A 16,778-nucleotide genomic window follows, 5' to 3' on the forward strand; every position below is an offset into this window, starting at 1 on the left:
ACATTATTTTAAAGTATGAATCTATTTATAAAACTGCTTATCTATAATTCAGTTAATTCCATTTTATAATCTTTTAATATAGCTATGACTGTATCACTATTATTCTCAAAATTTATTCTATTTTTTATATTTGTAGAATTCCTCAATCCCTTTAGATACCAAGATATATTTTTTCGCATTTCTCTAACAGCTTTATTTTCTCCATAATAATCTATCGCAAGCTTTAAATGATTAATACATAAATCAACTTTCTCTTCTATGGAAGGTTTTATAATTTGCTTACCCTTTATAGCCTGATTGATTTCTCTAAAAATCCATGGATTACCTAAAGCTCCCCTTGCAACCATTATTCCATCACAATTTGTTTCCCTTGTCATTTCTAAAGCATCTTCTGCTGAAAAAATATCGCCATTACCTATAACCGGAATGGAAACCTGTTCTTTAACTTGCTTTATTATATTCCAATCGGCTTTTCCCTCATACATCTGTTCTCTAGTTCTACCATGTACGGTTACAGCATCTGCACCAGCATCCTCTAGCCTTTTAGCAAATTCTACCGCATTTATATTGCTACTATCAAAACCTTTTCTAAACTTTACCGTGACAGGTTTAACAGAAGTTTTTTTAACTTCTTTTACTATATTTACAGCTAACTCAGGGGTTTTCATTAAAGCAGAGCCCTCACCATTTTTTACTATTTTGGGAGCAGGGCAACCCATATTTATATCAATCAAACATATATCTTTATTATCATTAAAGTAATCACAAGCTTTAGCCATAACCATTGGTTCACTTCCAAATATTTGTACAGCTATAGGGCTTTCTTTATGAGATACCTTAATTAGCTCCTTAGTATTCTCACTTCCATAATATAAAGCTTTTGCACTTACCATTTCAGTATATACAAGACCACATCCCATATCCTTACATATTCCTCTAAATATAATGTCTGTTACGCCAGCTAAGGGCGCCAAGAAAACATTATTATAAAATTTAAGCTCTGATATTTTCATAATTCACCTGTTTTCTATTTTTTTCATATATAATTCTTAATCCCTCTAATGTAAGAAATGGATTTACAATATCTATATTCTTGGATTCTTCACTTATAAGTTTAGCAAGCCCTCCTGTTGCCACTACCAATGTATCCTTTTCTCCCAGCTCCAGCATTTCTATTTTCATTTTATGTACAATATAATCTACTTGCCCTATATATCCGTATACTATTCCTGCTTGCATGCTGGTTACTGTATTTCTACAAATAACTTCCGAAGGTCTAAGTAATTCAACTCTTGGAAGTTTTGCTGCCTTTTGAAACAGAGCATCTGATGATATTTTTATTCCAGGGCAAATAGCTCCACCCAAATAATCACCATTTTTCCTTACAGCACAAAATGTAGTAGCAGTTCCAAAATCAATAATAATTAATGGCTTATTATATATTTCATGTGCGGCTACAGCATTTACAATTCTATCCGCTCCAACTTCTCTTGGATTATCATATTTAATATTAATACCAGTTTTAACTCCTGGCCCTACAACTATTGGGTCTACTTTAAAATATTTCCTAATCATATGTTCAAGGGAGTACATAATATTAGGTACAACAGAAGATATTATAACACCTTCTACCATGGTAATTTCAAGTTTGCTCATATCAAATAAATTTAAGAACTGAATTCCATACTCATCTGCAGTTCTAAACATATCTGTTGAAAGTCTCCATTCATTTATAAGATTCTTTTTATCATAAACACCAATAACTATATTAGTATTCCCTACATCCAGAACTAAAATCAAATTAATACACCCCTTATAAATTATAAGAGCGGCTCTTTAAAGCCACCCTTGTATATGGAAGTATAGTAGATAAAAACACAATAGATTTATTTTATCAACTTAATTTTATTTGGTCAAGTATTTTAAATACGTAATAAAAACATCTAATAAAAGACATTTATTATAAAATCTTTAATGCAATAAAAGGAGTACATACTTTAAAATAATTGAAAGTCCTAACTAAGTATATTCATCTTTAAGTGTAATTAAAATAACCCTACTATAGAACCATCTTCATTAATATCCATTTTCTCTGCCGCCGGTACTTTTGGAAGTCCTGGCATAGTCATAATATTTCCAGTTAGAACTACAATAAATCCAGCACCATTAGATACTCTTACTTCTCCTACGGTTATGTAAAATCCTTTTGGCCTTGCAAGCAATGATGGATTATCTGAAAGTGAATACTGAGTTTTAGCTACACAAATAGGTAATCTGTCTAAATTGAATTTTTCAAGTTCTGCAATTTGTTTATCTGCAGCTACAGTATATGTAACACCTTCTGCTCCGTATATCTCTTTTGCAATAACATCTAATTTTTCCTTAATAGTTTTCTTTTCATCATAAATATATTTAAAATCACTTTTCTCATTTTCAATTACATCTAATACATTATCAGCCAAGTCAAGGCCACCTTCTCCACCTTTTTCCCAAACTTCAGTAAGAGAAACTCTAACCCCTAAATCTTTGCAGTATTTTTTAATAAATTCTAATTCTTCATCACTATCAGTTATAAATTTATTTATTGCCACCACTACAGGTACACCATATTTTCTTACATTTTCAATTTGCTTTGCAAGATTTTCTATACCATTTTTCAAAGCATCTACATTAGGAATATTTAAATCAGCTTTTTTCACACCTCCATGATGCTTAAGTGCTCTTACTGTTGCAACTATTACTGTACAATCTGGTTTTAAATTACCATATCTACATTTTATATCAAAGAACTTTTCAGCCCCAAGATCCGCACCAAATCCTGCCTCAGTAACAGTGTATTCAGAAAGCTTTAATGCTGTTTTAGTTGCTAAAACACTATTGCATCCATGAGCTATATTTGCAAAAGGGCCTCCATGAATTATTGCTGGTGTATTTTCCAATGTTTGAACTAAATTAGGTCTTATTGCATCTTTCATAAGAAGTGCCATAGCTCCCTCAACCTTTAAATCTTTACAATATACAGGTTCTCCGTCTAAATTATAAGCTACTAATATTTTACCCATTCTTTCTTTTAAATCCATAAGATCATTGGCCAGACATAGTATTGCCATTATTTCAGAAGCAACTGTAATCATGAATCCATCTTCTCTAGGTACTCCGTTTGGTTTTCCACCTAATCCAACAACTATTTTTCTCAGCACTCTATCATTCATATCCATTACTCTTTTAAATACTATTCTTCTTTGATCAATTTTAAGTGTATTCCCCTGCTGCAGATGATTATCTATAGCAGCACAAAGTAAATTATTTGCAGATGTTATAGCATGCATATCTCCAGTAAAATGTAAATTTATATCTTCCATAGGTACAACTTGAGCATAGCCACCGCCAGCAGCTCCTCCTTTTATACCAAAAACGGGTCCCAAAGAAGGCTCTCTTAATGCAATAACTACTTTTTTATTCTTTCTTTTTAAAGCATCACCAAGTCCAACTGTTACTGTTGATTTTCCTTCACCTGCTGGAGTAGGATTGATAGCAGTAACCAAAATAAGTTTCCCATTACTTTTATCTATATTCTTGTTAAGAATATCTAGCGAAATCTTACACTTGTATTTTCCATATAGATCTATATCTTCTTCCTTTAATTCTAATTTTTCTGCCACCTTATAAATAGGCTGCATTTTACAGCTCTGTGCAATTTCAATATCAGATTTCATCCTTAAATACGCCCCTTTTCATCTATAGTTTTTGATGGTTATAAGTAATAATTACACTATATTATATCATAACCCTATACATACTTTCTATTACTCCATACAATTAAAAATAAAATAAAGCAGTAGAAAACATTCTATTTTCTACTGCAAAATAACTCTAACTATTAGCAAATATATCCTCAAATTCATCAGCTTCTAATTTTTCTTTTTCAAGGAGATTCTCAGCTACAGCCTTTAATTTACTCATATTGTCAGTAAGCAATTTTTCTGCTTTTCTGTATGCTTCTTGTATTAATTCTTTAACTTCTTTATCAATCTTAGCTCCAATTTCTTCACTAAAATTTCTATTTCTTCCTAAATCTCTACCAAGAAAAACTTCATCTTGATCTGTTCCAAAGGATATTGGACCAAGATTTTCACTCATTCCATATTCCATAACCATTTTTCTTGCAATACTTGAAGCTCTATCTATGTCATTTTTAGCCCCTGTACTTATATCACCAATTACTAGCTTTTCTGCTACTCTTCCACCAAGAAGGCCTACCATTTCATCTTCCAATCTGCTTTTAGACATATATGCTCTATCTTCTACTGGCAGATGCATAGTATATCCTCCAGCCATACCTCTTGGAACAATACTTATTTGATGAACTGGATCACTATTGGGAAGCAATTTCATAACTACAGCATGACCTGCTTCATGAAAAGCTGTAAGTCTCCTATCAGCCTCGTTAATAACTCTGCTTTTCTTTTCAGGACCAGCTATAACTCTTGTTATCGCCTCTTCAAGTTCATCCATACCAATTAAAGTCTTTCTGTTTCTTACAGCAAGTAATGCTGCTTCATTCATTAGATTTTCAAGGTCAGCTCCAGTAAAACCTGCGGTTCTCTTTGCCAGCACATCAAGTTTTACACCTTGCTCTAAAGATTTATTTTTAGAATGAACTTTAAGTATTTCTTCTCTTCCTTTTACATCTGGAGCACCAACTAAAATTTGTCTATCAAAACGACCTGGTCTTAATAAAGCTCTGTCTAATATATCAGGTCTATTAGTAGCAGCTAACATTATTATACCTTCATTGGCTCCAAATCCATCCATTTCAACAAGCAATTGATTAAGTGTCTGTTCTCTCTCATCATGTCCTCCACCAAGTCCTGCTCCTCTTTGTCTTCCAACAGCATCAATTTCATCAATGAATATTATACAAGGTGCATTTTTCTTAGCCTGCTCAAATAGATCTCTTACTCTTGAAGCACCTACACCAACAAACATTTCAACAAAATCTGAGCCTGATATACTAAAGAAAGGTACACCTGCTTCTCCTGCTACTGCTTTAGCCAAAAGTGTTTTACCTGTTCCTGGAGGCCCTACAAGTAACACTCCTTTAGGAATTCTTGCTCCAAGTTCCAGATACCTTTTAGGAGTTTTTAAAAAATCTACAATTTCAGCCAATTCTTCTTTTTCCTCATCAGCACCAGCTACATCATTAAATGTTACTTTATTTTTATTGTCAGGCGAAGACATTTTAGCTCTGCTTTTTCCAAAGCTCATAACACCTTTTCCTCCACCACCTTGAGCCTGCTGCATAAACATAATCCAAAATACTACTAAAACCAATATAGAAAGTATACTAGGCAGCCAATTTACCCATATAGGTACATTAGCCGGTGGTGTGTAAGACTCAGAAACATTGCCATTAGGATTATCAGCTAAAAATTGTACAAGTCTTTCCATAGGAACTACCGTTTGAAAAGTCTCACCATTTGTATATACACCATTAATGGTCATTCTATCCTCTTTTACCTGAAAACTCTTTACGTCATTTGCTATATATTTCTTTTGAAAAGTGTTAAAATTTATTTGATTTCCTGTTTTTCCATTCTCCAGTAATGTTAATGCTGTAAAAATAACTACTATAGATACTATTATCCAGACCGTAGCGCTTGATATCTTCTTCACTATGGGCCCCCCTCTCTTTGTAAATACGATAAAATTGTACCATAACCAAAATTTGTTTACAATAATAGAAAATTTAATTATTTATAAACTTCTTCTTTTAAAACTCCTATGTAAGGAAGATTCCTGTACTTTTCCGCAAAATCCAATCCATATCCTACCAAAAATGCATCAGGTATATTAAATCCCATGTATTTAGGCTGCAGATTTACTTTCCTCCTCTCTGGCTTATTTAAAAGTGTAACTATCTCTAAACTCCTTGGTTTTTTTAAATACAAATATTCCTTAACATATGATAAAGTTATTCCTGAATCTATAATATCCTCTACTATAAGTATATCCTTCCCTTCTATAGAAAAATCAATATCTTTTAGTATTTTAACTTTACCAGTAGATTCAGTAGCATTTCCATAGCTTGATACTACCATAAAATCTATACTGCAAGGTATTGTTATCTTTTTCATAAGATCACACATAAACATAACAGATCCCTTTAAAATTCCTATTAAAACAAGATCTTTACCTTTATAGTCATTACTTATTTTTTCACCAATTTTTGAAGTCATATTTCCTATCTTATCTTCTGTAAGTATTACCTCTTTAATATCTTCTGTCATTGTTTGCCTCACTTTCAAATTTAATTTCTAATATTTTAATAGTATTTTCATCTACTTTAAATTTATCACTTACTCTATATCCTACTATCCATGCAATTTCACTACCAAAACATATGAGAGGTATCTTATCACGCAAACTCTTTTCAATCTTCATGTCTATAAACATATCTTTAAGTTTTTTATTACCGCTCATTCCTATAGGAATAAATTTATCACCTTTTTTTCTATACCTTAATATTATTTTATCTTTTATTTTATAATAATCAAAGTATTTTATAAAATTATTTTCTTTAAAATTCACTCTATTATTTTTACTCAAAGTTTTTATTGTAATTATTATTTTTTTAGATTGTATAATATTTTTACCAGTAAAAAGTTCATACTCATTATTATCCTTATTAATAATTTTCTCATTTTTAAAATATATGCTAATATCTCCATAATTATTGTATACTTTTATATTTTTAGGCAAATCTAAATTAGTTCCTGTTTTATGAAGCTGTAGATTGATTATATCTAAAATATGTTTTTTTTCAAAATTATATGTATTATTTAAAAGATAACATATAGATTTTCTAATAATTCTGGCAATGATGGCCTTATGCTCTAAAAATGCTTCTTTATGTATTATGATTTCATCTTTTTTCTCATCACAAAATAATTTATATTTTTGTGATGAAATATATTCTAAGTAATCGTTATCTACATTTACTGTATCAGATAATCTATTTAATGTGGTTATTATATCTTCATTAAAGTTTCTTTTTATATAGGGAATAAGCTCAAGTCTTACTTTATTTCTTGAATATATATTAGTAAGATTTGTGTTATCTATTCTTGGATTAATGTGTTCCTTCTTACAATAGCTTTCTATTTCTTCTCTTCCTATTTTTATTAATGGTCTTACAAAAATTTTATCTCTCACTGGCTTTATCCCCACAATCCCGGCAATACCAGTTCCTCTCATTATCCTCATAAGTATTGTTTCTGCCTGGTCATTTGCATTATGAGCTATAGCTATTTTTTGTGCTCCTACTTTACTTTTTATATTTTCAAAGAATTCATATCTTGCAGCCCTGCCTGCCATTTCCGAAGAAAGTCCCTTTTCTTTGGAAAATCTATTTATATCTACTCTAGTACTATAAAAATCAATATTTAATTTGCTGCAAAATTCTTTTACATAAACTTCATCTTCATCAGACTCATTTCCTCTTAAACAATGATTTACATGCGCAGCTATAATTTTTATATTTAATTTATCTTTAATTCTATTTAACACATGGAGAAGACACATGGAATCAGGGCCACCCGAAACTGCAACTATTACCTTATCATTTACAGAAAACATTGAATTTTCATGTATAGTTTTTAATACTTTATCTAACAATGGCACCACTTCCTAAAAATATCTAATAATTAAAGTATTTTAGAATAATGAATTTAAAACATTATTCTAAAATAAATCCTTAATTTTCAACTTATTATATCATACTTATAAATTCTCATTCAATTAATAAACAACATTTTAATACAAACTATATATTTTTGACACTATAGCAGTCATATCATCCTTTGCCTTACCTCCACCCATCTCTACTGATTTTTTCACAACTTCTTCTGCTATATCCTTTGGATTATTAGAACTACAATTTTTCAAGTATTCTATAATCCACTCTGTCTTTCCTGCATTTTCATTATCATAATCTGTTATGCCATCACTTATCATTACTATAATATCACCATTTTCAACTTTTTTATCTTTTGTGTCAATATCAACTTTATCTAATACCCCAATAGGTAATGTCCTAGAATTTATTATCTCAACCCTATCTTTTCTTTTAATAAAACTAGTAACTGCACCTACTTTCATAAATTCTACATTCCCAGAATATAAGTCTATACTACATAAATCTATAGTAGAAAATTTCTCATCTTCACTGAATTTTAATGTCATTATAGAATTCACACTATTAATAGCAGTAGTTTTACTAAGTCCTGACATGGTAAATTTTTCGATAAGGTCAATAGCCGCTCTACTTTCGTGGCCAGCCTTTGCACCAGATCCCATACCATCACTTATTATAACCATATAACTGCCATCATTTAACTTTCCAAAACTATAGCTGTCCCCATTATCTGTTTCTCCATGCTTATTTTTTCTACTTACATAAGAAGCCACGTGATATTTAGGAGTTTCCTGAAATTCAACTGTACACAAATTAGTATCTGGATTTATCTTGCATCCATCATCGCAAACACACATACATCTTTCTGTAATTTCATTAATAAAAGGTAATATTTCTTTAACACAAATCTGCCTTCCACCGCAGGCTTCCATAGAGAGTTTTATTAGAAGCCTATCATTATTATCATTTATGCACATTATGTCTTTATATTTAATGTCATTTCTATTTAAAATTTCTATAACTTTTTTCTCAATTATACCATTAAAATTAAGACTATCATTAAACTCTTTTTGTATTTCTTTAATGGTACCTGCCATATTGTTGATTTGATTAGCCAAAATTTCTCTTCCTTGACTTAATCTTATTCTCCACATTTCATTTATGATATAATTATTAACTATTTCCTCTGTATTTTTCATTAATGCATTTAAATGAACACATTTTCTATCTATTTCATTTGGCACAACTATTCTATTATCTTGAAAGTTAGATATAAGTTCCTCAAAAGCCGCATAGGTATAATACAACTCTCTTTTCCAACATATATTTTTCATATTACAAGTATTGCATACTCTGTCTGCCAAGTTCTCTACTAATCCACTGCTCTTTGTTTTTAATGCTAATTTATCATTATCCACTAAATTATTTAATATACCCGACATTGTAAAGAGTACATCGGAAAATCTGTCCAACCTTTTAATAAATATATTCTTAATTTTATCGATATATCCTTGAGATATACCTTCTTGTTTCTTTTCAAAATTTATTTCAGCTTGTATTGTCTTTAATATGGAACTTGGAATTGAAAAAAATATACCACAAGAAATTATACCATCAATAATATTAAAATTAGGTATAGCTTTTTCATATATTATTATTATAAAAAAAGTTATTGTATAAGAAATACCCATCATCCATCTATTAGTATTTTTAAATATTCCTGATATAAGGCCGCAAATAGAAAAGACACTAATATAAATAGGCATAGCATTTGATGACATTCCAATTATACCTCCAATTGCTATACCACTAGCTGCACCTACAGTCATACCATTTACATATGTAATTATTAAAATACTTAATAGAGCGGCAACATTTCTAAAATTTACATTATAAAAATTTACTCCCCAAGTTCCAGCTATTGCTAAAGATATTATTAATGCCATACTAACAACTTCTTCTCCACTAAATAAATGTTTTGTTTTTATATTTTTAAAGCATATTATAGAGTAATTAATAATATAATATATTGAAACAATATAAATGAGCTGTAAAATAGAAGTAAAAATTGCAATGCTTCCATTCATCTTATTTAATATAAGATTTGAAAATATGAATTCACATAATATAAGCAAATTATACATAAATATTTTTCTATTTATAGAAAATTTATCCAATAAAAAGCTAAAAAAAGTTATTGTCATTACAGCAATTATATAGATATAAAAACTTTGTAGAGTATTATATAAAGTCATATATCCCAATACAGCTCCAGCGGCACCTATAATTTTTTCTTTTACATTTCCATGTATCAAAATACAAATCATAAAAGCAATTCCAAAAGGTGCTGCTGAATTAATCATTAACACTCTGCTTATTAGGAAGGCAAACATAAAATATAGAACAAATTTTATACCAAATATATTTAATATAAATTTATTCTTTTGGCTATACTTGTCCCCTTTGCTAACTCTGCGATAGTTATAAACTTGTGAATTATATTGCATACAAACATCTCCCAACCTATAAACTATTTTTATTATAACAAGACTAACTGGAATTATTTGTCATAACATGAATAGATTATAAATTTTTTTAGGACATTTATCCCTAGAATTTTTTATACATTTTAAAAATACAAGTTTATAATACAAATACTTTTTTATATAAATTACCTATTAAATTATAGATAATTGCTGAGTTAGTAATAATTACCGGTATCTAATCCCATTTAAAATTATTTAATAAAATTGTCGTTATAAAAATATTATGTCATTTAAATTTTGTAACTCCCTCATGTATAAATAGAATTTCTTCATATTAGATTACATATTAATTTTATTATAATAAACTTCAACAATAAAACAAAAAAATATTGTACAATCGAAAAAGAGTTCATACCTAGTATGAACTCTGGTAGCGGAAATAGGACTTGAACCTACGACACTTCGGGTATGAACCGAATGCTCTAGCCAGCTGAGCTATTCCGCCAAACTTGGTTGCGGGGGTAGGACTTGAACCTACGACCTTCGGGTTATGAGCCCGACGAGCTGCCAGCTGCTCCACCCCGCGATATTATAATGGTGCCGAAGACCGGAATCGAACCGGTACGGTGGTTTAAGCACCGCAGGATTTTAAGTCCTGTGCGTCTGCCAGTTCCGCCACTTCGGCATGTTACTTGCCGCAACAAAAATTATTATATATCACATTTAGTAATATGTCAATATATATTTTAAAAATTATTATAGCAATAAAATTCACTATAAAAAAGCTTAAGAAATAGAAAGAGTTCATATATAAGTATGAACTCTGGTAGCGGAAATAGGACTTGAACCTACGACACTTCGGGTATGAACCGAATGCTCTAGCCAGCTGAGCTATTCCGCCAAACTTGGTTGCGGGGGTAGGACTTGAACCTACGACCTTCGGGTTATGAGCCCGACGAGCTGCCAGCTGCTCCACCCCGCGATATTATAATGGTGCCGAAGACCGGAATCGAACCGGTACGGTGGTTTAAGCACCGCAGGATTTTAAGTCCTGTGCGTCTGCCAGTTCCGCCACTTCGGCATGTTACTTACTGCAACAGAAACTATTATATATCATATTTAGTAATATGTCAATAATAATTTACTAAATAAATTTAAAAATAATAGAGGCCGCTTTAGCCTCTTTATTTATATAATTAACTTTTTTTATAACCACCACGGCCTTTTGCCTCTTGATGTCTCTTTAGATCTTGAAATCTTTCTTCACTATCTTTTAAAAACTTTGATAATCTATCTTCGAAGTCAGTACCTCCCTGCTTGCTCTTTGAATTTTTACTCCAATCAATATCAACAGGTTTACTTGACTTTTTAGGAATAGACGCTTGCTTTATAGACAAACTTATTTTCCCATTATCGTCTACTGATAAAACTTTAACTTTAACTTTATCTTGTTCTTTTAAGTAATCTCTTATGTCTTTAACAAAAGTGTCAGCAACTTCAGAAATATGCACAAGACCTGTTTTACCCTCCACCTCTACAAATGCACCAAAATTTGTAATATTTATTATTGTACCTTCTAAAATTACTCCTGCCTTTAAAGTCATATTAAAAAGACTCCTCCTTGATATATGTTTATATTTTATTTTAATTATAATATTTATTTATTGTTACTAGCATTTACTACAGGAATCTCGCCTTCTTTAATAAGACCTAATTTTTCTCTAGCAAGCTTTTCACTGTATTTATCCGATTGAGATATTTTTATTTCATTCTGTAATTTTGCATTCTGAGATTTAACTTTTTGGCTTTCCATATTTCTATCTTGTATTGTTAATTGTATTCTCCTCATAGTGAGCTGTTGATTTATAAATATATAACATATATTTATAATAACAATTCCTATTAAAAGGTATTTGATATACTTCTTCCTCATACCGTTTTCCTTTCAAGTTTTAAGGATTTAAACTACTAACTCTATTTTAGTTTTTTTTTATAATATATTCAAGTTTTTTTATTCTTATTTTCATTATTAATCAAAAAATAATTAAATAATATCCTAATAGGATATATTATTAAATTAAATGTTATTCTTATGATTTTTGTAAAAAAAGTTAATATCCGAAATTCAATATATATTAATTTTTTACTTAAAAGCCTAATATAAACATATACTCCAAGACTTATAAATAAGTATACATAGATTCCCATAATTGCATTATTGCTATAAAGTAAAAATATGAATATTATTATAGCACTTAAAATCCAAAATAATAAATCTTCAATAAATCCTAAAATTTTATTAGGAAGTTCTAATCCCCTAATAACTCTATATATATCAAACAATATACCGGTAATTATTCCTGAAATGAAACTATAAAAGAGCAAATTAAATTGATTTAAATTTGAAAGTATCATAAATTCTACCTAAATAGCCTAGCTATTATGCTTTCATTATTTTTTTTACTTTCATTTCCTGTATAAACAAAGGAATTTATTAATCCGGTAATTTTCATATCCCCATTTTGTACATCTAACTTATTCATCTTAAGTCCACTGCCCTTTATAGTAAGTATACCTAAATTAGTATTTAATATTATAATTTCATCATTAAAACTGACTACTTCACTTACACCTGTAATGGATAATTTTTTTCTATTTTCAAGTACTAAATTACTTTTCTTATCCTCAACTTTTACTTCCATACTTTTCCCTCCTATTCCACTTATAAATATATATGTGAAATAGAAAGTTTATATTACCTTATAAATACATAATTTAATTTTCTTTTTCATCTAAGATGAGCTCATACATCTGATTTGCATTTTCTTTAAGTACATGGCTTGAAATATTGATTATTTTTGCTTTTAACACTCTTTCGGAATATCTTATCTCTATAATATCTCCCTCATTTACTTCTGAACTCGGCTTTGCTACTTTTCCATTTATAGAAACTCTTCCATTTTCACAAGCGTCTTTTGCAACAGTTCTTCTTTTTATTATTCTTGATACTTTTAGATACTTATCCAGCCTCATAAGATTCCTCCTTAAAAATGTAATTCTTCAGAAAATAATTTTTTTAAATAATTATATATAGTAAAAAACCTGGACAGAAATCCAGGCTTAAAAAAAACTAAAATAAATTATTTATTTACTCTGTCCTTAAATTCTTTCCCTGCTTTAAATACTGGTACTGTTGAAGCAGGTATAATTATTTCTTCTTTAGATCTCGGATTTCTCCCTTTTCTTTCAGCCCTTTCTCTTGTTTCAAATGTACCAAATCCTACTAATTGAACTTTTTCACCTTTTTCAAGAGCTTCTTCGATACTTTCTATAAATCCTTTTAGAGCTATTTCTGCATCTTTTTTTGTTAAATTACTTTTTTCAGCTATACTTGTAATTAATTCTGCTTTGTTCACTTTTGTTACCTCCTTAAAATTAAGAATATACGTTAACTTAATAGCATATTCTTCATAAATCACAAAATTCCTTCTTTTCAATAAATAATTAAGATCTGATTATTGAATTTTTAAATTTTTGATTTATTCCATAACTCATTCATTTCATTAAACGTCATATTCTTCAGATCATTATTCATTTCTTTCGCCTTTAGTTCCATAAATTCAAAACGCCTAATGAATTTGTCTATAGTATAATTTAAAGCATTTTCGGGGTCAATGTCAAGGAATCTAGAAACATTTACTACACTAAATAGCAAATCACCCACTTCTTCTGTTATTTTATCCCTATTACTGCCTTTATATACCTTTTTTACTTCATTTAATTCCTCTAAAATTTTATCCATAGCTCCTTCTACTTTTTGCCAATCAAAACCAATTTTAGATGCCTTTTTCTGTACTTTTTCCGCTCTTATAAGTGCCGGTAAACTTATTGCTATGTGCTTTAACACATCTGTATAACTAATTAATTTTTGTTCTTTTATTTTAATTTTATCCCATCTCTCAACGACAGTTTCAGATGAATCTGCAATTTCATCTCCAAATACATGTGGATGCCTATTAATCATTTTATTACATATATTTCCAATTACATCATTTATGTTAAAATATCCCTCTTCTTTTCCTATTTGTGAATGAAACATAACCTGAAACAATACATCTCCCAACTCTTCAATTATCATATCTTCATCTTTTTTATCTATAGCTTCTAGAACTTCGTAACTTTCTTCTATAATATCTCTTTTGATAGAATCATGATCTTGCTCCTTATCCCAAGGGCAACCATTTTCTCCTCTTAAAATATCAATAATCTTTACTAAATCATAAAAATCTTTGTTATTGTCTAGATCTTTTGGTATGTATATTGAAGTGAGATAATCTATATCCTGCTGACGATCAAGTTTATATAATGGTATTTTTCTTATATTTTCACTATCTTTTATACCTGCTGATCGTACAAAGTATATTTCAGTATCATCGCTATAGTAATCAAGTAAGGATAATTTAACCTCAGACGCTATAAAATTATTATAGACTTGAGTTATTATTGTACCAATTCTCTTATCCATAATTTGATTTTTTATATCAAAAGCATCTATTACTTTAATACCATCTATTGGATCTATCTCTAAAGCCTCCATTACAGCATCAATGAAGCTTACAGCAGGTAATATATTAACTTTTATACTTTTCTCTTTACACAAACTCAATAATAAATCAACTGATTTTTCAGCCACCAAAGGATGTCCTGGCACAGCATAGACAATATCCCCTAATTTTTCATGCTGACTTAATAAATCTTCAGCGATAGAATTGTATACTTCGTCAAAACTTTCAGAATTCTCATATTCATTATCATAGGTAAAAAAATTTATTCCTTCATCTCTTAAAAATTTAACAGTAGGATGCTTTTCTGTTCTTAAAAATATATTGGTATTTTTTTTTATTAGTTGTACTGTACCTATAGTCAATGCCTCTAAAGAACCCGGTCCTAGACCTACTACATTAATCATAAAGCTATCTCCTTTATATGAATTAAATAAACCATTATCGTTTTCTAGCTATTCTTCTTTTTATTTGTCTGTAACTGAATATTCCAAATATCATTATTAATATAAGATATACAATAACCCCGAAAAATATGGATATAAAGCAAGCAATACCATTACTCATTGTATTATTATAGACATTTGAATAAATAAATACAACTATAATCATCATAATTATAGATGCATAGGCTGGTTTTATTATACTTTCATATAGATTAACTTTTACATTCAAGTACTTTTTAATAAATATCATATTGAGCATAGATGCCATAACATATCCAAATATTGTTCCTGTTATGGCTCCATATATGTTTATTCCGGGTATTTTAACCAATAATGAAGTTATTGCAACTTTTACAATACAACCCAAAAGTAAATTTACTACAGGGCAAAAATATTTCCCAATCCCCTGTAATATAGCAGTACTCGTTTGGGCAAGAACTATAAAGGGTATACAAATACTCAAATATTTTAAAATCAAATATCCATCTCCATGTCCAGGAAATATTAAACTTAATATGGGACCGGCCATAAAAAACAATCCACAGAAGGATGGTATTGAAATAACCATAGAAACTTTTATAGCTAACTGAAGTTTATGTAAAACCTCCTTTTTTCTATTCAATATATATGCTTCTGATATTATTGGAACTAAAGATGCACAAAGTGCAATAGACAATGTTAATGGTACATTAACTAATACAAAAGCCTTGCCAGTAAGTTGTCCATAAAGTATTGTGGCTTCTCTATAGCTGAAACCGGCGGTAATAAGTTTTTGTGGAACAATTATAGAATCCAGTAAACTCATTATACTACTTACAGCAGATCCAATAGAAATAGGTATTGCGATATATAATAATTTGCTCATTATATCATAATTTTTTTTATACTTAACTGCTTTAAATTCTTTTCGAACAGAAATATATCTATTTATTAAATATATGCCCGCCACAAATGCTCCTGCTACTGCACCAAAAGCAGCTCCACCTGCCGAATATTCTATCCCTCTAGGTAAAAGTATGTATGCAAGTCCAACACCTACGATCACTCTCCCCAATTGCTCAAATATTTGTGACATTGCTGTAGGATTCATATTTTGCATTCCTTGAAAAAATCCTCTAAAAGCACTTACTATAGATATTAATAAAGGAGCAAATGCAATAGCAATTAAGGAATAATAGGATTTTCTATCCCAATTTAAAAAGACTATTAATTTACTACTGAATATTAAAATAAAAGCTGTAAATCCACCTCCAATTACCAGCATAAGGATAAGAGCTTTTCTAAGAACTAAAACTGCTCCATCTTTGTCACCTATTGCATTTCTTTCTGAAACCATCTTTGAAATAGCTACAGGTATCCCTGATGCAACAGCTATAAAAAACATGTACATAGGATATGACATTTGATAATATCCTATTCCCTCATCACCTATTAACATTATAAGAGGCCATCTAAAAAATATTCCTAAAAATCTAGCAAAAATACCTGCTGCCCCTAAAATTACAGTTCCTTTAATAAGAGATTGTTTTTTCATAATATTAAAATACCTCCAAAATTCCTATAAGATATTAATATTTATAGTTTGGAG

The 16,778-nt window shown here is 29.6% G+C and carries 15 protein-coding genes and 6 tRNA genes; all 21 read right to left on the reverse strand.

What is annotated here, in order from left to right; all coding sequences use genetic code 11:
• Positions 1 to 41: 41 nt before the first annotated feature.
• A complete protein-coding gene (gene dusB, locus CLPA_RS18125; protein ID WP_004455594.1) occupies positions 42 to 1,013 on the reverse strand; it encodes a tRNA dihydrouridine synthase DusB in 972 nt (323 codons plus the stop codon).
• Positions 994 to 1,800, reverse strand: coding sequence for a type III pantothenate kinase (locus CLPA_RS18130; RefSeq protein WP_004455593.1), 807 nt, complete (start codon positions 1,798 to 1,800; stop codon positions 994 to 996). Before CLPA_RS18130 ends, dusB begins: the two co-directional genes overlap by 20 nt.
• Positions 1,801 to 2,045: 245 nt before the next feature.
• The gene (locus tag CLPA_RS18135) at positions 2,046 to 3,716 is read right to left on the reverse strand and encodes a formate--tetrahydrofolate ligase (RefSeq protein ID WP_004455592.1); all 1,671 of its coding nucleotides are present in this window, start codon (positions 3,714 to 3,716) and stop codon (positions 2,046 to 2,048) included.
• A 157-nt stretch (positions 3,717 to 3,873) separates the two neighbouring features.
• The gene (gene ftsH / locus CLPA_RS18140; protein WP_004455591.1) at positions 3,874 to 5,676 is read right to left on the reverse strand and encodes an ATP-dependent zinc metalloprotease FtsH; all 1,803 of its coding nucleotides are present in this window, start codon (positions 5,674 to 5,676) and stop codon (positions 3,874 to 3,876) included.
• Positions 5,677 to 5,753: 77 nt separating this feature from the next.
• Positions 5,754 to 6,290, reverse strand: a complete 537-nt coding sequence (hpt, locus tag CLPA_RS18145) for a hypoxanthine phosphoribosyltransferase (protein WP_004455590.1) — start codon at positions 6,288 to 6,290, stop codon at positions 5,754 to 5,756.
• Entirely contained in the window at positions 6,274 to 7,677 is a 1,404-nt protein-coding gene (gene tilS / locus CLPA_RS18150) for a tRNA lysidine(34) synthetase TilS (RefSeq protein WP_004455589.1), read from the reverse strand. Before tilS ends, hpt begins: the two co-directional genes overlap by 17 nt.
• Before the next feature lie 138 nt (positions 7,678 to 7,815).
• The gene (gene spoIIE / locus CLPA_RS18155) at positions 7,816 to 10,203 is read right to left on the reverse strand and encodes a stage II sporulation protein E (RefSeq protein ID WP_004455588.1); all 2,388 of its coding nucleotides are present in this window, start codon (positions 10,201 to 10,203) and stop codon (positions 7,816 to 7,818) included.
• Positions 10,204 to 10,610: 407 nt separating this feature from the next.
• Positions 10,611 to 10,687 (reverse strand) — tRNA-Met (locus tag CLPA_RS18160).
• 5 nt (positions 10,688 to 10,692) lie between these two features.
• A tRNA-Met gene (locus CLPA_RS18165) sits at positions 10,693 to 10,768 on the reverse strand.
• 9 nt (positions 10,769 to 10,777) lie between these two features.
• A tRNA-Leu gene (locus CLPA_RS18170) sits at positions 10,778 to 10,867 on the reverse strand.
• 139 nt (positions 10,868 to 11,006) lie between these two features.
• Positions 11,007 to 11,083, reverse strand: a tRNA-Met gene (locus tag CLPA_RS18175).
• Between the two features lie 5 nt (positions 11,084 to 11,088).
• Positions 11,089 to 11,164: transfer RNA gene (locus CLPA_RS18180), tRNA-Met, on the reverse strand.
• 9 nt (positions 11,165 to 11,173) lie between these two features.
• Positions 11,174 to 11,263 (reverse strand) — tRNA-Leu (locus CLPA_RS18185).
• A 115-nt stretch (positions 11,264 to 11,378) separates the two neighbouring features.
• A complete protein-coding gene (locus CLPA_RS18190) occupies positions 11,379 to 11,786 on the reverse strand; it encodes a S1 domain-containing RNA-binding protein (protein WP_004455587.1) in 408 nt (135 codons plus the stop codon).
• 53 nt (positions 11,787 to 11,839) lie between these two features.
• Positions 11,840 to 12,115, reverse strand: a complete 276-nt coding sequence (locus CLPA_RS18195; protein WP_004455586.1) for an FtsB family cell division protein — start codon at positions 12,113 to 12,115, stop codon at positions 11,840 to 11,842.
• A 68-nt stretch (positions 12,116 to 12,183) separates the two neighbouring features.
• Positions 12,184 to 12,597 carry a spore cortex biosynthesis protein YabQ gene (gene yabQ, locus CLPA_RS18200; RefSeq protein ID WP_004455585.1) on the reverse strand — a complete coding sequence of 138 codons (414 nt, stop codon included), beginning with the start codon at positions 12,595 to 12,597 and terminating at the stop codon, positions 12,184 to 12,186.
• Between the two features lie 5 nt (positions 12,598 to 12,602).
• A complete protein-coding gene (yabP, locus tag CLPA_RS18205; protein ID WP_004455583.1) occupies positions 12,603 to 12,884 on the reverse strand; it encodes a sporulation protein YabP in 282 nt (93 codons plus the stop codon).
• A gap of 73 nt (positions 12,885 to 12,957) precedes the next feature.
• Positions 12,958 to 13,215: an RNA-binding S4 domain-containing protein gene (locus tag CLPA_RS18210; RefSeq protein ID WP_004455581.1), complete on the reverse strand. Its 258-nt coding sequence runs from the start codon at positions 13,213 to 13,215 to the stop codon at positions 12,958 to 12,960.
• 107 nt (positions 13,216 to 13,322) lie between these two features.
• Positions 13,323 to 13,625, reverse strand: a complete 303-nt coding sequence (locus CLPA_RS18215) for an HU family DNA-binding protein (RefSeq protein WP_257786256.1) — start codon at positions 13,623 to 13,625, stop codon at positions 13,323 to 13,325.
• Between the two features lie 83 nt (positions 13,626 to 13,708).
• Positions 13,709 to 15,151 carry a bifunctional methyltransferase/pyrophosphohydrolase YabN gene (gene yabN, locus CLPA_RS18220; protein WP_004455579.1) on the reverse strand — a complete coding sequence of 481 codons (1,443 nt, stop codon included), beginning with the start codon at positions 15,149 to 15,151 and terminating at the stop codon, positions 13,709 to 13,711.
• Positions 15,152 to 15,185: 34 nt separating this feature from the next.
• Complete coding sequence (locus CLPA_RS18225; protein ID WP_004455578.1) at positions 15,186 to 16,724, reverse strand: putative polysaccharide biosynthesis protein; 1,539 nt, start codon at positions 16,722 to 16,724, stop codon at positions 15,186 to 15,188.
• Positions 16,725 to 16,778 lie beyond the last annotated feature (54 nt).

The organism is Clostridium pasteurianum DSM 525 = ATCC 6013 (assembly GCF_000807255.1).
Taxonomy (GTDB): domain Bacteria; phylum Bacillota; class Clostridia; order Clostridiales; family Clostridiaceae; genus Clostridium_I; species Clostridium_I pasteurianum.